Genomic DNA, 16590 nt, shown 5'->3' on the forward strand with positions numbered 1-16590 from the left:
ACCCGCCCTCTTCCCATAGACTGCCGCCATGACCGCCGCCTCCAACCAACCCGTCCTGCTGCGCCGCGACGAAGGCCGCGTCGCCTTCCTCACGCTCAACCGTCCGCACGCCATGAACGCCCTCTCAGGCGACCTTATAGACGCCCTGCAGGCGGAACTCGACAGGTTGGCCAAGGACACGGATATCCGCTGCGTTGTGATCGAGGCGCAGGGCGACCGCGCCTTCTCGACCGGCCACGACCTGCGCGAGGTCGCCTCGACCCATGACTATGCCGTCCATCACGACCTGATGAAGCGTTGCTCGGCGATGATGATGTCGATCGGCCGTCTGCCCCAGCCGGTGATCGCCAAGGTGAAGGCGATCGCCACTGCCGCCGGCTGCCAGCTCGTCGCCGCCTGCGACCTTGCCGTCGCTTCGAGCACCGCGACTTTCGCCACCTCGGGCATCAACAACGGCCTGTTCTGCGGCACCCCTTCGGTGGCGGTCGGCCGCAACATCGGACCCAAGCGCGCGCTCGACATGCTGCTCACCGGGCAATTTGTCGACGCCGCTACGGCGCTGCGCGACGGCCTCGTGAGCCGCGTCGTGGCGCCCGCCGATCTCGACCGCGAGACAAAGGCGCTGGCCGACCATATCGCCGCCCAGCCGCCGCAGCAGATCGCTTCGGGCAAGGCGATGTTCCGGGCGCACATGGAAATGACCGTCGAGCAGGCCTATGCCTATGCAACCAACTTCATGGCCGGCGCCCTCCAGCGCGAGGACGCACGGGCCGGCATCGACGCCTTCGTGAACAAGAAGCCCAGGCCCGACTGGACGGGGCGCTGAGCACCTCGGGTACGCACAGGACAACGCGCACGGGGCGCGCATTTTTCTATCGCCAGTTGATCGGTTCCACGGTAGCGTTTCCTCACACGAGCGCAATCCGGGGGAAATCCAATGGTCAATGCACTTCAAAAGGCGACCTGCAAAGCCATCGTCAATCTCTTCGAAACCGGAACTGTACGCGGGCGCTACGACTCCGTCGTCTTCGTGGAGGGCGACGCGGGCCATCTCACCTACGGAAGTTCGCAGACGACGTTGGCCAGCGGCAACTTGTTCCTCCTGATCGATCGATACTGCAAGGCCAAGAACAACCTCTTCGGCGATCCGCTTTCCGCCTACCTGGGCCGCCTCGAGGCGCGCGATTTCAGCCTCGACACCGATGCAACCCTGCGCGGCCTCCTTCACTCCGCCGGCAGCGACCCGGTCATGCAGGACACCCAGGATTCGTTCTTCGACGCGGTCTACTGGACGCCGGCGGAAGCGGCAGCGGCCGCCATGGGGCTCAAGCTGCCTCTTTCCGTCGGCGTCGTTTACGACAGCACGATCCACGGCGCGTGGCAGATGATGCGCAACCGAACCGTGAGCACCATCGGTGCGCCAACCGCCGACGAGCGGCCCTGGATCAAGAAATACATCGAGGTCAGGCGTGCGTGGCTTGCCGGCAGCCCGGCGGAATCGCTGTTGCCCAAAACCGTCTACCGCATGGACACATTCCGTACCCTCATCGCGGCCGATGCGTGGGATCTCGCCCTGCCCCTCAACGTACGAGGTGCGGAGATCAGCACGGCCACCCTGAAGCCCACAGCCAATACTCCGATCGTCGCGTCGGCTGTCCTCGTCGAAACCGCTCGGCTGCTTTCCTTGCGAAATCCGGCAATGTTCGGCGACGATGTCGGCGAAGTTCAGGAAGCGTTGAAGGCCGCAGGCCAGCAGATCGTCGTCGACAAGGTTTTCGGCCCGCAAACCGACAAGGTCGTGCGCGCCTTCCAGAAGAAGAAGAAGCTCATCGCGGACGGCATCGTCGGCGCAGCGACCCGGTCGGCGCTCGGCCTTCACTGATGAAGCGGTGCAGCCTCATCCTGGTCTCGGAGAACATGGCTCAAGGGATCGGCGCTCCTTGGGCATGTTGACGGGAAAGGACCGGAGTCTCTTAATTCCCACTGACAACAAGAAAATCGGTGGGAGGAAGTTAAATGCGGATTGTGAAATTATCCCGGCGCGCGGCCGTCGCGGCGGCCATGGCGAGCATTGGAGCGGCTGCTGTTCCGGCGGTCGCGCAGGACTTCCAACCGGGCAAGCCCATCGTCATCGTCGCACCCTTCGGGCCCGGCACGACCAATGACATCATCGCCCGCCTGCTCGCCCAGGACATGACGGCAACCCTGGGCCAAAGCGTCATCGTCGAGAACCGGCCGGGCGCCACCGGCAACATCGGTGTCGACTACACGGCCAAGGCGCGGCCCGACGGCCATACCGTGGTGATCTCCTCGTTGAGCAACATCATCAACCAGGCCTCCGGCAACAACACGGTCAATCTGCTGGATGATCTGACGCCGGTCAGCTTCACCGGCGGCGTGTACTACTCGATGTTCGTGCCCAACGAGCTGCCGGCAAAGAGCGTTGCTGAACTGGTCGAACTCGCCCGCAAGCAGCCCGGCAAGATCAATTTCTCGGGCTTCGCCGGCGGCGTGCCGCAGTTCCTGGGCGAGATGCTCAATCGCGCTGCGAAGATCGACATGGTGATGATCCCCTACAAGAGCACGACCGACGCGCTGAACGACCTGCTGACCAATCGCATCCAGGTCTGGTTCACGCCCGTCGCCTCGGGCGTCCCGGTCCACAACGCCAAGCAAGCGCGCCTTCTCGCCGTCACGGGCGAGAAGCGGGCCACGGCACTTCCCGACATCCCGACCTTCAAGGAACTCGGCTATCCCGACATCGTGGCCGACGTGTCCTTCTACATGATGGCTCCCAAGGGAACGCCGCAGCCCATCGTCGACAAGCTCTATCGCGCGGCCGACAAGGCAATGGAGAACCCGAAGGTCAGGGAGTCCTTCCGCGTGCAGGGCATCGAGGACCGCCGTGGCGGGCCCGCGGAACTGGGGGCCTATATCGCCGGAGAACTCCGGCGCTGGACCGAGATCGTGAAGCTCTCGGCGCCGGCGAAGTAGCGCCCTCCCCCGAATCGGAGGAGCGCGCCTCGCGGCGCGCTCCTTTCGTGTGCACATCGACCGGCGGTATGCCGACTACTGCCGCCAGTCGGTGCCCTTGCCCTCGATCTGGCGCAGGGCGGCTTTCCAGTAGGTCATGCCGTATTCCGGATTGGCGCGCTGCTGCTTGGCGCGCTCGCCATACTGGCGGATGACGTCTTCCTCGATCGGCGCCGGCTCCTCGTCGAGGCTGCGGGCGATGACCTCGACCTCGCAGGCCCGCTCGAGCATGTACATGCGCCGCAGCGCACCCTGGACCGTCGAACCCACGGTCAGCAGGCCGTGATTGCGCAGCACGACCGAGTTGCCGCCCTGGCAGGAGACGCCCAGCGCATCGCACTCTTCTTGCGACGTCGGCATGCCGTACTCGTGGTAGACGAGGTCATCATAGACGGAGAGCGCGTCCTGGCTGATCGGGCGGATGCCCTTCTTCAGGACAGAGACGCCCGTGCCGGCGCGGGTATGCGTATGCATCACGCAGTTTGCATCCGGCCGCGCCTTGTAGACACCCGAGTGGATGGTGAAGCCGGCGGCGTTGAACTTGCCATCCTTGGCGTAGACGTTGCCGTCGATGTCCATCTTCACGAGGCTCGAGGCGGTGATCTCGTCGAACAGGTCGCCGTAGTTGTTGATCAGGAAACACTTGGGCTCGCCCGGAATGCGCACCGTCATGTGGGTGTCGATCGTGTCGGTCCAGCCGAAATGGTCGGTGATCCGGTAGAGCGCCGCCAGGTCGCAGCGCGCCTGCCACTCGGCTTCCGTCATATCGAGCTTGTCGGATTGCACCACCGTATCCATTTCGCGCTCCTGCTTGTGTGTCGGTCGACGCCGCAATCTTCATCGTAACGCAACTTGCGCGAGGGGGCGATGCACTCTTGCCCCCGCGGCACGCAGAGCCGCCTTGCGAGTTGTCGGCACACTATTTGCGTCTCCCCTGTCGTCAGGGCGGCATCGGAGGGCGTTTGTGGCGACCAACCCGTTTCATCTCGCGTGGTTCTTGCAGGGCTCCAGTGTGCAGGCCTGGGGGGAGCCCTGGACGGGGCATATCGGGACGACGTGGGAGCAGCCGCAGCTGTTCCTTGACATGGCGCGCAGCCTGGAACGTGCCTGCTTCGACTACATCCTCCTCGAGGACTCGTCCTATGTGGGAGAAAGTTTCGGTGGCTCGACCGAGATCTACCTGAAGAAGGCCATCGCCGTGCCGCGGCAGGACCCGTCCGTGGTCGCCGCGCTGATGACCCAGGTGACCTCGCGCATCGGCATTGTGCCGACCTTCGGCACCTACGCCTACCATCCCTACCTCCTGGCCCGCCTCATGGCGACGCTCGACCAGGTGTCGGCCGGCCGGGCCGGCTGGAATGCCGTCACCGGCAGCTCAGACTTCGCGGCGATGAACTTCGGCATGCCGGGCATGCCCGAGCACGACCTGCGCTATGACATGGCCGACGAATACATGGAGGTGGTGCGAGGCCTGTGGGGGTCGTGGGAGCCCGGCGCGATGATCGCCGACCGCAAGAGCGGCAACCTCATCGATCACACCAAGGTCCACGCGGTCAACTACAGCGGCAAATACTTCAAGACGCGCGGGCCCCTCAACTCTGGCCCCAGCCCGCAGGGCCGGCCGGTGATCGCCCAGGCTGGCGGCTCGCCACGCGGCCGCCGCTTCGCCGCCGCCCATGCCGACACGATCGTCGTCAACGCCAAGGGCATCGACGCCATGCGCGCCTATCGCGACGATGTGCACAAGCACATGATCGCGCAGGGCCGCAAGCCCAGCGACTGCAAGGTGCTCTACCTGATCAATCCGATCCTCGGCGAGACCATGGAAGAGGCGCTGGAACGCAAGAAGAAGCGCGAGTGCATGGCGCAGGCCAACATTCAGGAGCGCCTCGCTCACTTCGGCAAGGTCACCAACATTGACTTCGGCAAGTTCGACCTCGACAAGCCGCTGCCCGACGACGTCACGACCAACGGCCACCAGCTCAACCTCGAACAGTTCCGGACCCTCGCGGCCGGCCGCTCGATCCGCCAGACGATGGCCTCGTTCAACGCCGTCGACCTGTCGATCGAACTCTGCGGCACCTGCGATTCGGTGGCCGCACGCATGGGCGAGGTCATGCAGGAGGTCGGCGGTGACGGGTTCCTCTTCTCCATGCCCAACGTCAACCGCCGCACCCTGGCCGAGATCGAGGACGGGCTTGTCCCCGCCCTGCAGGATCGCGGCCTGGTGCGCAAAGCCTACGAACACAGGCACTTCAGGGAAAATCTCCTCGCTTACTGATCCAGCCGAACGGGAAGGAAGGCATCCATGAGCAAGAAGACAATCGGCAGGCGTACGACCCTTGGTCTCCTGGGCGCGGGCCTCGTCGCCGCTCCCTTCATCCGGCCGAGCTTCGGTCAGGCGGCATGGCCCGAACAGACCAGCGTGCCCGACATCCTGAAGGGCAGCGGCGAGGTCCGCATCGCCACCTTCGGCGGCACCATGCAGGAGACGCAGCAGAAGGCCTATTTCGAGCCCTTCGAGAAGATCACCGGCATCAAGGTGCGCGCCTTCCCCGGTTCCGATCCGACCAAGATCAAGGCGATGGTCGATACCGGCAATGTCGAATGGGACATGGCACAGCTCAGCCGCGGTTCGATCATGAACCTCCAGAAGCGCGGCGATTACTTCGAGAAGATCGACTACGACATCGTCGATCCCGGCGTCGAGAAGCAGTTCCGCTTCGAGTACGGGCTCGAGATGCTGGTGTGGGCACAGGTCCTCGCCTATCGCACCGATGCGTTCAAGGGCGCGGTGCCGAGCGGCTGGGCCGATTTCTGGGATACCAAGAAGTTCCCCGGCGACCGTGCCTTGTACGGCACGAACTCCGGCGGCTTCCCGGAGATGGAGTTCGCGCTGATGGCGGCCGGCGTGCCGCCCGACAAGATCTACCCGATCGATATCGACAAGGCGCTGGCGAGCTACAGCAAGATCAAGAAGGACGTCTTCAAGTGGTGGGACACCGGCGCGGTGCCGATCCAGCTGCTCACCGACCGCGAGGTCACGATGACGTCGGTCTGGAACGGCCGCATGGCCGCGCTGCAGGCCGCGGGCGTGCCGGCGGCGGTCAGCTGGAACCAGGGCCTGTCGAAGCGCGACGCCTGGGGCATCCCCAAGGGCGCCAAGAACAAGGTCAACGCCATGAAGTTCGTGGCCTACTCGACCATGGCGATCCCGCAGGCCCGCGTCTGCCTCGGCATTCCCTACGGCTCGGTGAACGCCAAGTCGAACGAATACATCCCGGCCGAGCGGCTGGCCGTCCTGCCGAGCGCACCGGACATTGCCAAGCAGCTCGTGCCCTACAACTACGATTGGTGGATCGACAATCGCGAGACCGTCATTCCGAAGTTCAACAAATGGCTGCTGAGCTGACGCGATGACCGGCATGGGCACGAACGGAGCCGGTTCAGGCCCTGTTTCGGGTAGGGGCGCCTCGGTGACGCTCTCCAATCTGGAGAAGACCTACGATCGCGCCAATGCCGCCAAGGCTGTCGACGGCGTATCGCTCGACATCCGGTCCGGCGAGTTCCTGACGATGCTGGGTCCCAGCGGCTCGGGAAAAACGACAACCCTGATGATGATCGCCGGCTTCGAGACACCGACCGCCGGCGACATCGCGATCGACGGCAAGTCGGTCGTCGCCATGCCGCCCTACCGGCGCAACATCGGCATGGTGTTTCAGAATTACGCGCTCTTCCCTCACCTCACCGTCGAGGAGAATGTCGGCTTCCCGCTGAAGCAGCGCGGGGTCCCGAAGGCCGAGCGCGCCAAGCTGGTCGCAGAGGCGCTGGAGCTGGTGCACCTGCCGGGTTACGGCGCCCGCTATCCGCGCCAGCTCTCGGGCGGTCAGCAGCAGCGCGTGGCCGTGGCGCGCGCCGTCGTCTTCAGGCCGCGCCTGCTGCTGATGGACGAGCCGCTGGGCGCGCTCGACAAGCAGCTCCGCGAGAACCTGCAGCTCGAGATGCGCCGCCTCCATGCCGATCTCGGCATTACCTTCATCTACGTGACGCACGACCAGGAGGAAGCGCTCACCATGTCCGACCGCATCGCCGTCATGAACGACGGCAAGGTGGCGCAGGTCGGAAGCCCCGAGGATCTCTACGACCGGCCGGACAACCGCTTCGTCGCGGGGTTCATCGGCGAGTCCAACTTCCTGCCGGCGGTGGTGCGCGGAATGGAGGACAACATCGTCATCGCCGAATGCGAAGGCGCGCTGATCCGCGCCCTCTGCCCGGGCCGCCCGGCCAGCGGCGAGAAGGTGACGCTGACCACGCGGCCGGAACGTCTGCGCTTCGCCGACGGTGTCTGGGCCGGGACGCCGCCGCAGAATCGCCTGAGCGTAACCGTCACCGAGGCCGTCTTCGCCGGCGAGCGGTGCCGCTACATGCTGCAGGCCGGCGACGGAACGTCGATCGTGCTCAAGGAGCCGTCCAGCGCCACCATCCGCCGCCGCGCCGTCGGCGAGCGCGCGGAGATCGCCTGGTCGGTTGCGGATACGATTCTTGTCTGAAGTAGTCCAGCCCGCGTCGCTCGCCCTTGCGGTCAGCCGGCCGAAGACGTCACCGTTCGACTGGCGCCGCGCCGTGCCGTTGCTGCTGGCGGCACCGCTGTTGATCTACATGCTGGTCTTCTACGCGCTCCCGGTGGTGGCGATGCTGTTGCGCAGCGTGAACGATCCGACGTGGACACTGTCGCATTACGCGACCCTGTTGGACGATGTCGTCTTCCAGAAGACCTTCTGGATCACGATCAACACCTCCGTGACGGTCACCCTGGGGTGCCTGATCCTGGGCTATCCGGTCGCCATGGGGCTGGTGCGCGCCAAATCTATGGCGCCCTTCATCCTGGTGGTCATCCTGCTGCCCTTCTGGACCAGCGTCCTGGTCCGCAGCTACGCCTGGATGGTGCTGCTCGGCCGCCACGGCCTGGTCAACGAGGCGCTGTTGGCGCTCGGCATGATCGACCGGCCGATCCGGATCCTGAACACGCCGCTCGCGACCCAGATCGCGATGATCCATATCCTCTTGCCCTACATGATCCTGCCCATCGCCAATGCACTGCGGCAGATTGATCCCTCGCTGATCCGCGCCGCCTCCGGCCTCGGTTCGACGCCGTTCATGACCTTCCGCCAGGTCATCCTGCCGCTCTCGATGTCCGGCGTTGCGGCGGGCACGCTCCTCACCTTCGTTCTGGCGCTCGGCTTCTACATTACGCCCGCCATGGTCGGCGGCCCGCGTGATATCACCCTGTCGATGCTGATCGCCCAGCAGGTCGACCAGCTCAACTGGGCCTATGCCGCGACACTCTCGGCGGTCCTGCTGGCGACGGCGCTCGCCATACTCGCGGTGGCGCGCAAGCTGCCGGGCGTCGGCAATGCTTTCAGGACGAGCATGCGATGATGCTGGGACGCATCCTTCCGGCCAGCATCGTCGGGCTCATCCTGTTCTTCCTCGCCTTCCCGATCGTCGTGGTGGCGATCGTCTCCTTCTCCTCGGCCACCTACCTCACCTTCCCGCCGCCGGCCTTCGGCCTGCGTTGGTACGAAGCCTATTTCAGCAATCCCGACTGGCTGAAGCCCACCTGGGTCAGCCTCTGGGTGGCTGCAGCCGTCGTCGTGCTGGCAACCTTTCTCGGCACGCTGGCGGCGCTCGGCATCGCCCGGCTGCCGAAGGGACTGCGCATCGTCGCGGCCAGTCTCATCCTGTCGCCGCTGATCGTGCCCGGCATCGTCGTGGCGATCGGAATCTACTATGCCTATGCGCGCTACGGCCTGGTTGGCACGCCGATCGCGATGGTGCTGGCGCACACCTGCCTCGCCGTGCCCTTCGTCGTCACCAGCGTGACAGCGAGCCTCTCGGGCATCGATCCGCGGCTGGAGCAGGCCGCGCTCAGCCTCGGCGCGACGCCCGGCGCCACCTTCTTCCAGGTGACCCTGCCGCTGATCCAGCCCGGCGTGCTGGTGGGTGCGCTGTTCGCCTTCATCACCTCGTTCGACGAGCTGATCGTGGCACTGTTCATCTCGGGCACCGGCGCCGTCACCCTGCCGCGCCGCATGTGGGACGACCTGCGCTTCCAGATCGACCCCACCATCGCCGCCGTCTCGACGCTGACGATCGTGCTGACCGCCGCGCTGATGGGGGCCGCACATCTCTTGCGCAAGCGCGCGGAGCGCAACCGGACGGCTATTTCTTCTGCAGCTGCCTGACCGCCGCGATCGTGTTCTCGACATGCTTGTCGGGATTGCGGTCGGAGAAGGCGTAGACGATCTTTCCATCCGGCGCGATAACATAGGAGATGCGGTCGGCGATGCCGACGCTGCCGACCCGGATCAACGCCGAATCATAGGCCTTGATCACCTTGAGATCGGGATCGGCCGCAACCGGGAATTTGCCGGAGCAGGCCTGTGTCGAGAACTTGTGCAGGGTGCCAATATCGTCGGCGGACATGCCGATCAACGACGCGCCCATCGCCTTGAATTGTTCCGCCGCCTCGGCGAACTCGTGTGCCTCCGCGGTGCAGCCGGTGGTGAAGGCCTTGGGGAAGAAGTAGAGGACCACCGGTCCCTTCTTCAGCGCCTCGGCCAGCGAGAAGGTGTAGTCCTTGCCATCGAGCGCTGCCGCCGCCGTGAAGTCCGGCGCCGCGTCGCCGGGCTTCAGGGCTGCCCAGACGGGCGTCGCGAGGACACAGGCGAGAGCGATGGCCACTGCCGCAATCCGCTTCATGATCTTCTCCGCCAGAATTCGGGTTGGCGAAGACCATAACGCACGACGCGGCGCGGTGATGTCACGACGGAGTGAGTTGATGCCTCACTCGGCGTGCAGTCCCTTCATGTAGGTCGATGGTGTGACCGTCTTCACCGATTGCGCGCGCTTGGCCAGCCAATAGGCCTGTGCCGGCGGTACTGACGCGAACTTCTGGTCGACACCCAGCTTCTGCGCCGCATCCATCGGCCAGTTTGGATTGTAGAGAAGTTCGCGCGCCAGGGCGATCAGGTCGGCGCGCCCCTCCTGCAGGATCTTCTCCGCCTGGTCGGCATGCACGATGAGGCCCACGGCCATGCTGAGGATGCCGGCATCGTTCTTCAGCCGGTCTGCATACGGGACCTGATAGCCGTAGGTCACAGGCCCCGCGCTCACCACCGGTGCGCCGCGCATGCCGCCCGAACTGCAATCGATCACGTCGACGCCCTTGGGCTTCAGGATCTTCGCCAGGGCCACGCTCTGGTCCGGACCCCAGCCGGAATCGTCTTCGACCGAGAGGCGCACGAACAGCGGCTTCGAAGCCGGCCAGTGCGCCCGCACGCTTTCCACGACCTCGATGGCAAAGCGCATGCGATTGAGCTCGCTACCGCCATACTGGTCGTTGCGCACGTTGGAGAACGGCGAAAGGAACTGATGGATCAGGTAGCCGTGCGCCATATGGATATCGAGCACGTCGAACCCGGCTTCGTGCGCCCGGCGCGCCGCCTGCCCCCAGCGCTCAACGGCTTCCGGAATCTCCGCGAGGGTCAGTGCCCGCGGCGTCGGATCGGTATCGGGCGAGTTGATGCCGCTCGACGAGACGAGTTCCCACTCGTCCCAGTCGTCGATCTCGGGCGACGGCTTCAACGGCGCGCCGCCTTCCCAGGGCCGGAAGCGCCGGGCCTTGCGGCCGGAATGGCCGAGCTGGATGCCCGGCACGGAATTGTGCAGCCGGATGAAGTCGACGCAGCGCTTCAGGCCGGGAATGAACTTGTCATCCCACAGGCCGAGGTCGCCGAGCGTACCGCAGCCACGCCGCTCGACCTTGGTGGATTCCATGATGACGAGGCCCGCGCCGCCGGCGGCGTAGCGGCCGGCATTCACCAGGTGCCAGTCGGTCGCGAAACCATTCTCCGCCGCATACTGGTGCATCGGTGCCACGACGACCCGGTTCTTCAGGGTGACGTCGCGAATGGAAATCGGCTCGAACAGCATCGGACCGGCCATGTATAATCCCCCCATGCAAGCCGCCTTCAGCGACCGTTACGACGACCTCTACCTGCGCAAGATCCTGCGCGACACCCGGACCATCGCCATGGTTGGCGCGTCGGCCAACTGGAATCGTCCTAGCTATTTCGCCATGAAATATCTGCTGGACCGCGGCTACAAGGTCATTCCGGTCAATCCCGCCGCCAAGGGCCAGGAAATCCTCGGCCAGAAGGTCTACGGCTCGCTCGACGAACTGCCGGTGAAGGTCGACATGGTCGACATCTTCCGCAATTCCGAGGCCGCCGGCCCGATCACCGACGAGGCCATCAAACACGGCGCCAAGGTCGTGTGGATGCAGCTCGGCGTAGTCAACATGGAGGCCGCGGCCCACGCCGAAAAGGCCGGGCTCAAGGTGGTGATGAATCGCTGCCCCAAGATCGAGCATTCCCGCCTCGCCGGCACCATCGAATGGCACGGCATCGCCAGCGGCGTGATCTCCTCGAGGAAGCGCGCCCTGTGATCCAGCTCGTCGGCGTGAACCGTTCGCCGTTCACCCGCCGGGTCGCCATCACGCTTCGGGTCTATGGCATTCCCTACCAGCAACAGCCTCTCTCAGGCTTCGGCAACCGTGCAGAAGTGCGCGGCAGCAACGCTCTTGGCCGTATTCCAGCACTGATTCTCGACGACGGTGAGGCGCTGGTCGACAGTGCCGCCATCATCGATCATCTCGATGAAATGCACGGCCGCGACCGCGCCCTGATACCGTCAGCCGGTGCCGACCGACGCACCGTGCTCAGGATCGCCGCACTGATGATGGGTGCTTGTGACAAGGGGCTCGCAGCGGCTTACGAGCGTAATCATCATCCGCCCGAGAAAGTCCACCAGCCCTGGATCGACGATTGCCTCGCCCAGATGAGGCATGCGTTGTCGGCAGTCGAAGCAATGCCCGCTGCCTCGCCGAACTACCTGTTGTTTGGCCGACTGACACATGCCGACATCGCCTGCTTCGTCGCCGAAAGGCTCGCGCGTGGTCTACAAATCGATACGGAGAGCGAGTTGCCGCGCCTGCGAGCCCTCACCCGCAAACTCGAGGATGAACCGGCTTTTCGGTCGACCGAGCCGTGATGATCGACGCTGCCAAGGAACGCGAGATTCGCAGGAAGCTGAGGACCGCATGGTCGACCGAGACCAGCAGCAAGTGGCGGCCTGACAATCCCGCATGCGGCCAGTGCAGCGTCACGGCACTCGTCCTGCAGGACGTGCTGGGCGGCGACATCCTCAAGACGTCCGTCGAAGGCCAATGGCACTTCTACAATGGCGTCGATGGCCAGAGGCTCGACCTGACAGATAGCCAATTTGACCGGCCCATCGAATACCAGGACCTGCCGAGCAGCAGGAGCGAGGCACTCGAAGACACGTCGGCCCGGCAGTACGAGATTCTGAAGCGAATCTTCATGCAGCAATGCCGGCCTGAGGGCCGGCATTCGTGAGAGGGTTTGGAGGTCCGCAGCACCGCCACACCAGGCTGCAGACCTCCGCTCCCCCTCATGATCGCATCTTCCCGGTCTTCGCCGGGAATGACACGGCCCCCCTGAGAGACATCGCCGGGTGCAGGAAAACCGGCGGTGGTGGGGCCACCGCCGGCTCCTCACTGAGGTTCTGCTCGGCCACCCGGGGAGAGATAGCGGCTTCGCTTCGACCTCGAAGACTGAAATGCAACGCTTGCGACGCTAAGCTCGAAGGCTACGGCCGGAGCCCGAAGGCTCCGGCCGATCGAGAGGTTTGCTAGGCCGCCCGGGGAGAGATAGCGACAAAGCGCGTCATCCCCTCTCGAAACACCTTCATCAGCACCGGCTTGCCGGTGGTCTTCGCTTCCGTGAGCTTCTCGACGGCCGCCTTCGGGCTGTCGACGGCGTCCTTGCCGACCTGCTGGAGAACGTCGCCTGCCTTCAGGCCCTGATCGTCGGCCGGGCTGCCCGGCTCGACCGTGGCGACGACCACGCCCTTCACGTCACCGTCGAGGCCGAGCTGCTTGCGCGCCTCCGCGGAGAGCGGCGCCAGCGAGACACCGTAGGACAGCGGCGCGGGCTTCGCGGCTCCGTCCTTGCCGTCGGCGCTGGCCTTGACGATCGCGTCGTCCTTCTGGCCACCGACCTTGGCGGTGAGGCTCATCTCCTTGCCGTCGCGCCACACACCCAGCTTCACCGAGGTGCCCGGCTTGACTGCGGAGATCGTCCGGGTCAGCTCCTTGATGCCGTCGACCTTCTTGCCGTCGACGCTCACGATCACGTCACCCGACTGGACACCGGCTGCGAGCGCCGCACTGTCCGGCTGGACCACCGCCACCAGGGCGCCCTTCTCGCTCTTCAGCGACAGGCTCTCGGCGATCTCCTTGGAGACCGGCTGGATCTGGACACCCAGCAGGCCACGCTCGACGCGACCGCTGTCCTTCAGCTCCGCGACCACCGGCTGCGCCAGCGAGGACGGGATGGCAAAGCCCAGGCCGATGCTGCCGCCGGTCGGCGAGTAGATGGCCGTGTTGATGCCGATCACGTTGCCGTCCATGTCGAACAGCGGGCCGCCGGAGTTGCCGCGGTTGATGGCGGCGTCGGTCTGGATGTAGTCGTCGAACGGACCGGAGTGGATGTCACGGCCGCGCGCCGACACGATGCCCGTGGTCACGGTGCCACCGAGGCCGAACGGGTTGCCGACCGCCATCACCGGCTGGCCGACGCGCACCTTGGTGGCGTCGCCGAACGAGACGTACGGCAGCGGCTTGTCGCTCTCGACCTTCAGCACGGCCAGGTCGGTCTTCTCGTCGCCGCCCAGCATCTTGGCCGGCAGCTTGGTGCCGTCCGCCATGGTGATCGTGATCGAGTCGGCCTTGCCGACGACGTGGTAGTTGGTGACGACCACGCCCTTGGCGTCGACGATGAAGCCCGTGCCGACGGCCTGGGCCTTCTCCTTCGACTGCGGGCGGCCCTTGCCGTCCGGGCGACCCGGCTGCATGGGTTGGCCGAAGCGCTCCGAGAAGCGCTTCATGAACTCTTCCATCTGCTTCTGCTGCGAGTCCGACATGCGGGTCTCGTCGCCGTCGTCGGCACCGGCCTTCATGGTCACGGCGACATTGACGACCGCAGGGGTTACCTTCGCGGCCAGGTCCGAGAAGTCCTGAACGGGCATGGTCGTCTGGCCGGCGATGGCCGCGGGGGCGGTGAACATCGGAGCGATCAGCGCTGGCGCCGTCAGGGCGGTGGTGAGTGCCAGGGCGGTCAGGATACGGGACTTGGTCTTGGTCATGATCTACAGCCTCCTCCTTGGGGGGTGCACGGAATATGGGGGGAGGCCTGTAGCGCCCGGATGGCCGCCAGATTGAATGTTTGTATAGTTGGGGAACGTTGCGCCGGGGGCCGGTGCCGGGATAGACGGGCGTCGTGAAGATCCTCCTCGTTGAAGACGACAGCCAAACCGCCGACTACATCGCCAAGGGCCTGCGCGAGCACGGGCATGTGGTCGACCATGCCGACAACGGTCGGGACGGCCTGTACCTCGCCACGGGCGAGAAGTACGACGTGCTGATCGTCGATCGAATGCTGCCCCAGATGGACGGGCTGTCGCTCGTGAAGGCGGCGCGCGCCTCGGGCATGAAGGCACCGGTCCTGTTCCTCACCACCATGGGCGGCGTCGACGACAGGGTCGCGGGCCTCGAGGCCGGCGGCGACGACTACCTCACCAAGCCCTTCGCCTTCGCCGAACTCAGGGCCCGCATCGGCGCCCTCTCCCGCCGCCCGCCGATCGTGGCCGCGACCTCACTCGTCGCGGGCGATCTCGAGATGGACCTGCTGGCGCGGACCGTGACCCGCGCCGGCAAGCGCATCGAGCTGCTCGCCCAGGAGTTCAAGGTCCTCGAATACTTGCTGCGCCACGCCGGCCAAGTAGTGACGCGCACGATGCTGCTCGAGAAGGTCTGGGATTTCCATTTCGATCCCAAGACCAACATCGTCGAGACGCATATCAGCCGGCTCCGCTCAAAGATCGACAAGGGGTTCGACAAGCCGCTGCTCCACACGATCAGGGGGGCAGGCTATGTCATCCGCGCGCCTGATTAGGATCCTGCGTTCGGCGAGCTTCCGCCTGCCGCTGATCTACGCCGTACTTTTCATCCTGTCCGCCGGCGTGCTGTTCGCCAGCGTCTACTGGACGGCGACCGCGGCGATGCAGAACGACATGGCCGCCGTCCTGCGCTCCGAAGCCTACCAGCTTGCGGAGGTTCATCGCCGCAGCGGCCTCGCGGGCCTGGCCGAGCAGATCACGCGGCGCATCAATTTCCGCACAAAGGGTCCGATCTTCTACCTGCTGCAGGCGCCAAACCGGCGTGTCGTCGTCGGAAACCTGCCCGGCATGCCACCGGTAAACGGCGCCATCGACTTCGAACCCGACCAGCCCCAGCCGGAAATCGATCCCGACCGCCCCGGCGAGCGCCCCAAGCTGACGGGCTTCGGCCTCACCCTCCCGGACGGCTCGTTCCTGCTGGTGGCCCAGGACGCCAACCGCCTGGTCGACATGCAGCGCGCCATCATCCGCGCCTTCGCCTGGTCGGGCGGCCTCACCCTCGTCTTGGCCATCGCCGGAGGCGCGCTGCTCGGCAGCAACTTCCTGCGCCGCATCGATACGATCACGCGCACCAGCCGCGCCATCATGGAAGGCGACCTCTCCGCGCGCATACCCGTGCGCGGCACGCACGACGAGATCGACCAGCTCGTGGCCAGCCTCAACGCCATGCTGGCGCGCATCCAGCAGCTCATGGACGGGCTTCGCCAGGTGTCGAGCGACATAGCCCATGACCTGCGCACGCCGCTCGGCCGCCTGCGCCAGCGGCTGGAGGACGCCCGCGAGCGCGCCACCACGACCGCCGACTACAGTGCCGCCACCGACGCCGCCATCGAGGAGGCCGACGCCCTTCTCGAGACCTTCTCGGCCTTGTTGCGCATCGCCCAGGTCGAGGCCGGTGCGCAGAAGAGCGCCTTCGCTCCCTTCGACGTCTCCGCCCTGCTGAAGAGCCTGGGCGAAACCTACCAGCCCGTCGCCGAGGACCTGGATCGCGCCCTCGACCTGCAGATCGAGCCCGGGGCAACGCTGACCGGCGACCGACAACTGATCGCCCAGCTCGTCTCGAACCTGCTTGAAAACGCGCTGCGCCACACGCCCGAGGGAACAAGGGTACGGCTCGGCCTGCACCGCCAAGGCGACGGGTTCGAGATCGAGGTGGCCGACAACGGACCGGGCATTCCCGCTTCCGAGCACGAGAAGGTGTTCGACCGCTTCTACCGGCTCGACCGCAGCCGCTCGACCTCCGGCAGCGGCCTCGGCCTCGCCATGGTCAAGGCGATCGCCGGCCTGCACGGACTCACGATCCGCCTGGAGGATGCCAGGCCAGGCCTGCGGGTCGTCCTGAAGTCCATGGCCTGAGAGGCTGTTCAAACGGGCTTTTTAGGACGTCCTGGCACGCAACAATGCTCCATCGACGGTACTATGATACCAGGTGGAGAATCGCCCTTTTTCGATTCG

17 protein-coding genes are annotated in these 16590 nt (G+C 65.5%); 13 read left to right on the forward strand and 4 right to left on the reverse strand.

Going from position 1 to position 16590, the window contains the following annotated elements; all coding sequences use genetic code 11:
- Nucleotides 1-28 precede the first annotated feature (28 nt).
- From EPO41_RS26240 to EPO41_RS26250, 3 genes are all read left to right on the forward strand, one after another.
- Nucleotides 29-826 carry an enoyl-CoA hydratase gene (locus EPO41_RS26240; protein ID WP_296331876.1) on the forward strand — a complete coding sequence of 266 codons (798 nt, stop codon included), beginning with the start codon at nt 29-31 and terminating at the stop codon, nt 824-826.
- Between the two features lie 111 nt (nt 827-937).
- Entirely contained in the window at nt 938-1882 is a 945-nt protein-coding gene (locus EPO41_RS26245) for a peptidoglycan-binding protein (protein WP_296331878.1), read from the forward strand.
- Nucleotides 1883-2016: 134 nt separating this feature from the next.
- Nucleotides 2017-2994 carry a tripartite tricarboxylate transporter substrate binding protein gene (locus EPO41_RS26250; protein ID WP_296331880.1) on the forward strand — a complete coding sequence of 326 codons (978 nt, stop codon included), beginning with the start codon at nt 2017-2019 and terminating at the stop codon, nt 2992-2994.
- Nucleotides 2995-3069: 75 nt separating this feature from the next.
- Here the strand turns inward: EPO41_RS26250 and EPO41_RS26255 are convergent, their stop codons facing one another.
- Nucleotides 3070-3831 (reverse strand): class II aldolase/adducin family protein, encoded by a 762-nt coding sequence (locus EPO41_RS26255; RefSeq protein WP_295138899.1) that lies wholly within the window; start codon nt 3829-3831, stop codon nt 3070-3072.
- Between the two features lie 214 nt (nt 3832-4045).
- On the opposite strand from EPO41_RS26255, the gene EPO41_RS26260 reads away from it, so the two are divergent.
- From EPO41_RS26260 to EPO41_RS26280, 5 genes are all read left to right on the forward strand, one after another.
- Nucleotides 4046-5314, forward strand: coding sequence for an NtaA/DmoA family FMN-dependent monooxygenase (locus EPO41_RS26260; protein ID WP_363247579.1), 1269 nt, complete (start codon nt 4046-4048; stop codon nt 5312-5314).
- A 27-nt stretch (nt 5315-5341) separates the two neighbouring features.
- Nucleotides 5342-6445 carry an ABC transporter substrate-binding protein gene (locus EPO41_RS26265; protein WP_296331885.1) on the forward strand — a complete coding sequence of 368 codons (1104 nt, stop codon included), beginning with the start codon at nt 5342-5344 and terminating at the stop codon, nt 6443-6445.
- 64 nt (nt 6446-6509) lie between these two features.
- Entirely contained in the window at nt 6510-7583 is a 1074-nt protein-coding gene (locus EPO41_RS26270; RefSeq protein WP_296331887.1) for an ABC transporter ATP-binding protein, read from the forward strand.
- Nucleotides 7576-8472, forward strand: coding sequence for an ABC transporter permease (locus tag EPO41_RS26275; protein WP_296331889.1), 897 nt, complete (start codon nt 7576-7578; stop codon nt 8470-8472). Before EPO41_RS26270 ends, EPO41_RS26275 begins: the two co-directional genes overlap by 8 nt.
- Nucleotides 8469-9278, forward strand: coding sequence for an ABC transporter permease (locus tag EPO41_RS26280; protein ID WP_296331891.1), 810 nt, complete (start codon nt 8469-8471; stop codon nt 9276-9278). The genes EPO41_RS26275 and EPO41_RS26280 overlap by 4 nt, the downstream gene beginning before the upstream one ends.
- Here EPO41_RS26280 and EPO41_RS26285 read toward each other — a convergent pair.
- Nucleotides 9256-9795, reverse strand: a complete 540-nt coding sequence (locus EPO41_RS26285) for a peroxiredoxin (RefSeq protein WP_296331893.1) — start codon at nt 9793-9795, stop codon at nt 9256-9258. The genes EPO41_RS26280 and EPO41_RS26285 overlap by 23 nt on opposite strands.
- A gap of 84 nt (nt 9796-9879) precedes the next feature.
- A complete protein-coding gene (locus EPO41_RS26290; protein WP_296331895.1) occupies nt 9880-11040 on the reverse strand; it encodes an NADH:flavin oxidoreductase/NADH oxidase in 1161 nt (386 codons plus the stop codon).
- 13 nt (nt 11041-11053) lie between these two features.
- Between EPO41_RS26290 and EPO41_RS26295 the strand changes: the two genes are divergently transcribed.
- The 3 genes from EPO41_RS26295 to EPO41_RS26305 are packed head-to-tail and all read left to right on the forward strand — an operon-like array spanning nt 11054 to nt 12512.
- Nucleotides 11054-11542: a CoA-binding protein gene (locus tag EPO41_RS26295; protein ID WP_296331897.1), complete on the forward strand. Its 489-nt coding sequence runs from the start codon at nt 11054-11056 to the stop codon at nt 11540-11542.
- The gene (locus tag EPO41_RS26300; protein WP_296331899.1) at nt 11539-12147 is read left to right on the forward strand and encodes a glutathione S-transferase family protein; all 609 of its coding nucleotides are present in this window, start codon (nt 11539-11541) and stop codon (nt 12145-12147) included. Before EPO41_RS26295 ends, EPO41_RS26300 begins: the two co-directional genes overlap by 4 nt.
- A complete protein-coding gene (locus tag EPO41_RS26305; protein WP_296331901.1) occupies nt 12147-12512 on the forward strand; it encodes a hypothetical protein in 366 nt (121 codons plus the stop codon). The genes EPO41_RS26300 and EPO41_RS26305 overlap by 1 nt, the downstream gene beginning before the upstream one ends.
- A gap of 295 nt (nt 12513-12807) precedes the next feature.
- Here EPO41_RS26305 and EPO41_RS26310 read toward each other — a convergent pair whose 3' ends face one another.
- A complete protein-coding gene (locus tag EPO41_RS26310) occupies nt 12808-14322 on the reverse strand; it encodes a DegQ family serine endoprotease (RefSeq protein ID WP_296331903.1) in 1515 nt (504 codons plus the stop codon).
- 134 nt (nt 14323-14456) lie between these two features.
- Between EPO41_RS26310 and EPO41_RS26315 the strand changes: the two genes are divergently transcribed.
- Both EPO41_RS26315 and EPO41_RS26320 read left to right on the forward strand, forming a co-directional pair.
- Nucleotides 14457-15131, forward strand: coding sequence for a response regulator transcription factor (locus EPO41_RS26315; RefSeq protein ID WP_296331905.1), 675 nt, complete (start codon nt 14457-14459; stop codon nt 15129-15131).
- Entirely contained in the window at nt 15109-16491 is a 1383-nt protein-coding gene (locus tag EPO41_RS26320) for an ATP-binding protein (protein ID WP_296331906.1), read from the forward strand. Before EPO41_RS26315 ends, EPO41_RS26320 begins: the two co-directional genes overlap by 23 nt.
- Nucleotides 16492-16590 lie beyond the last annotated feature (99 nt).

Source organism: Reyranella sp., assembly GCF_004297265.1.
Taxonomy (GTDB): domain Bacteria; phylum Pseudomonadota; class Alphaproteobacteria; order Reyranellales; family Reyranellaceae; genus Reyranella.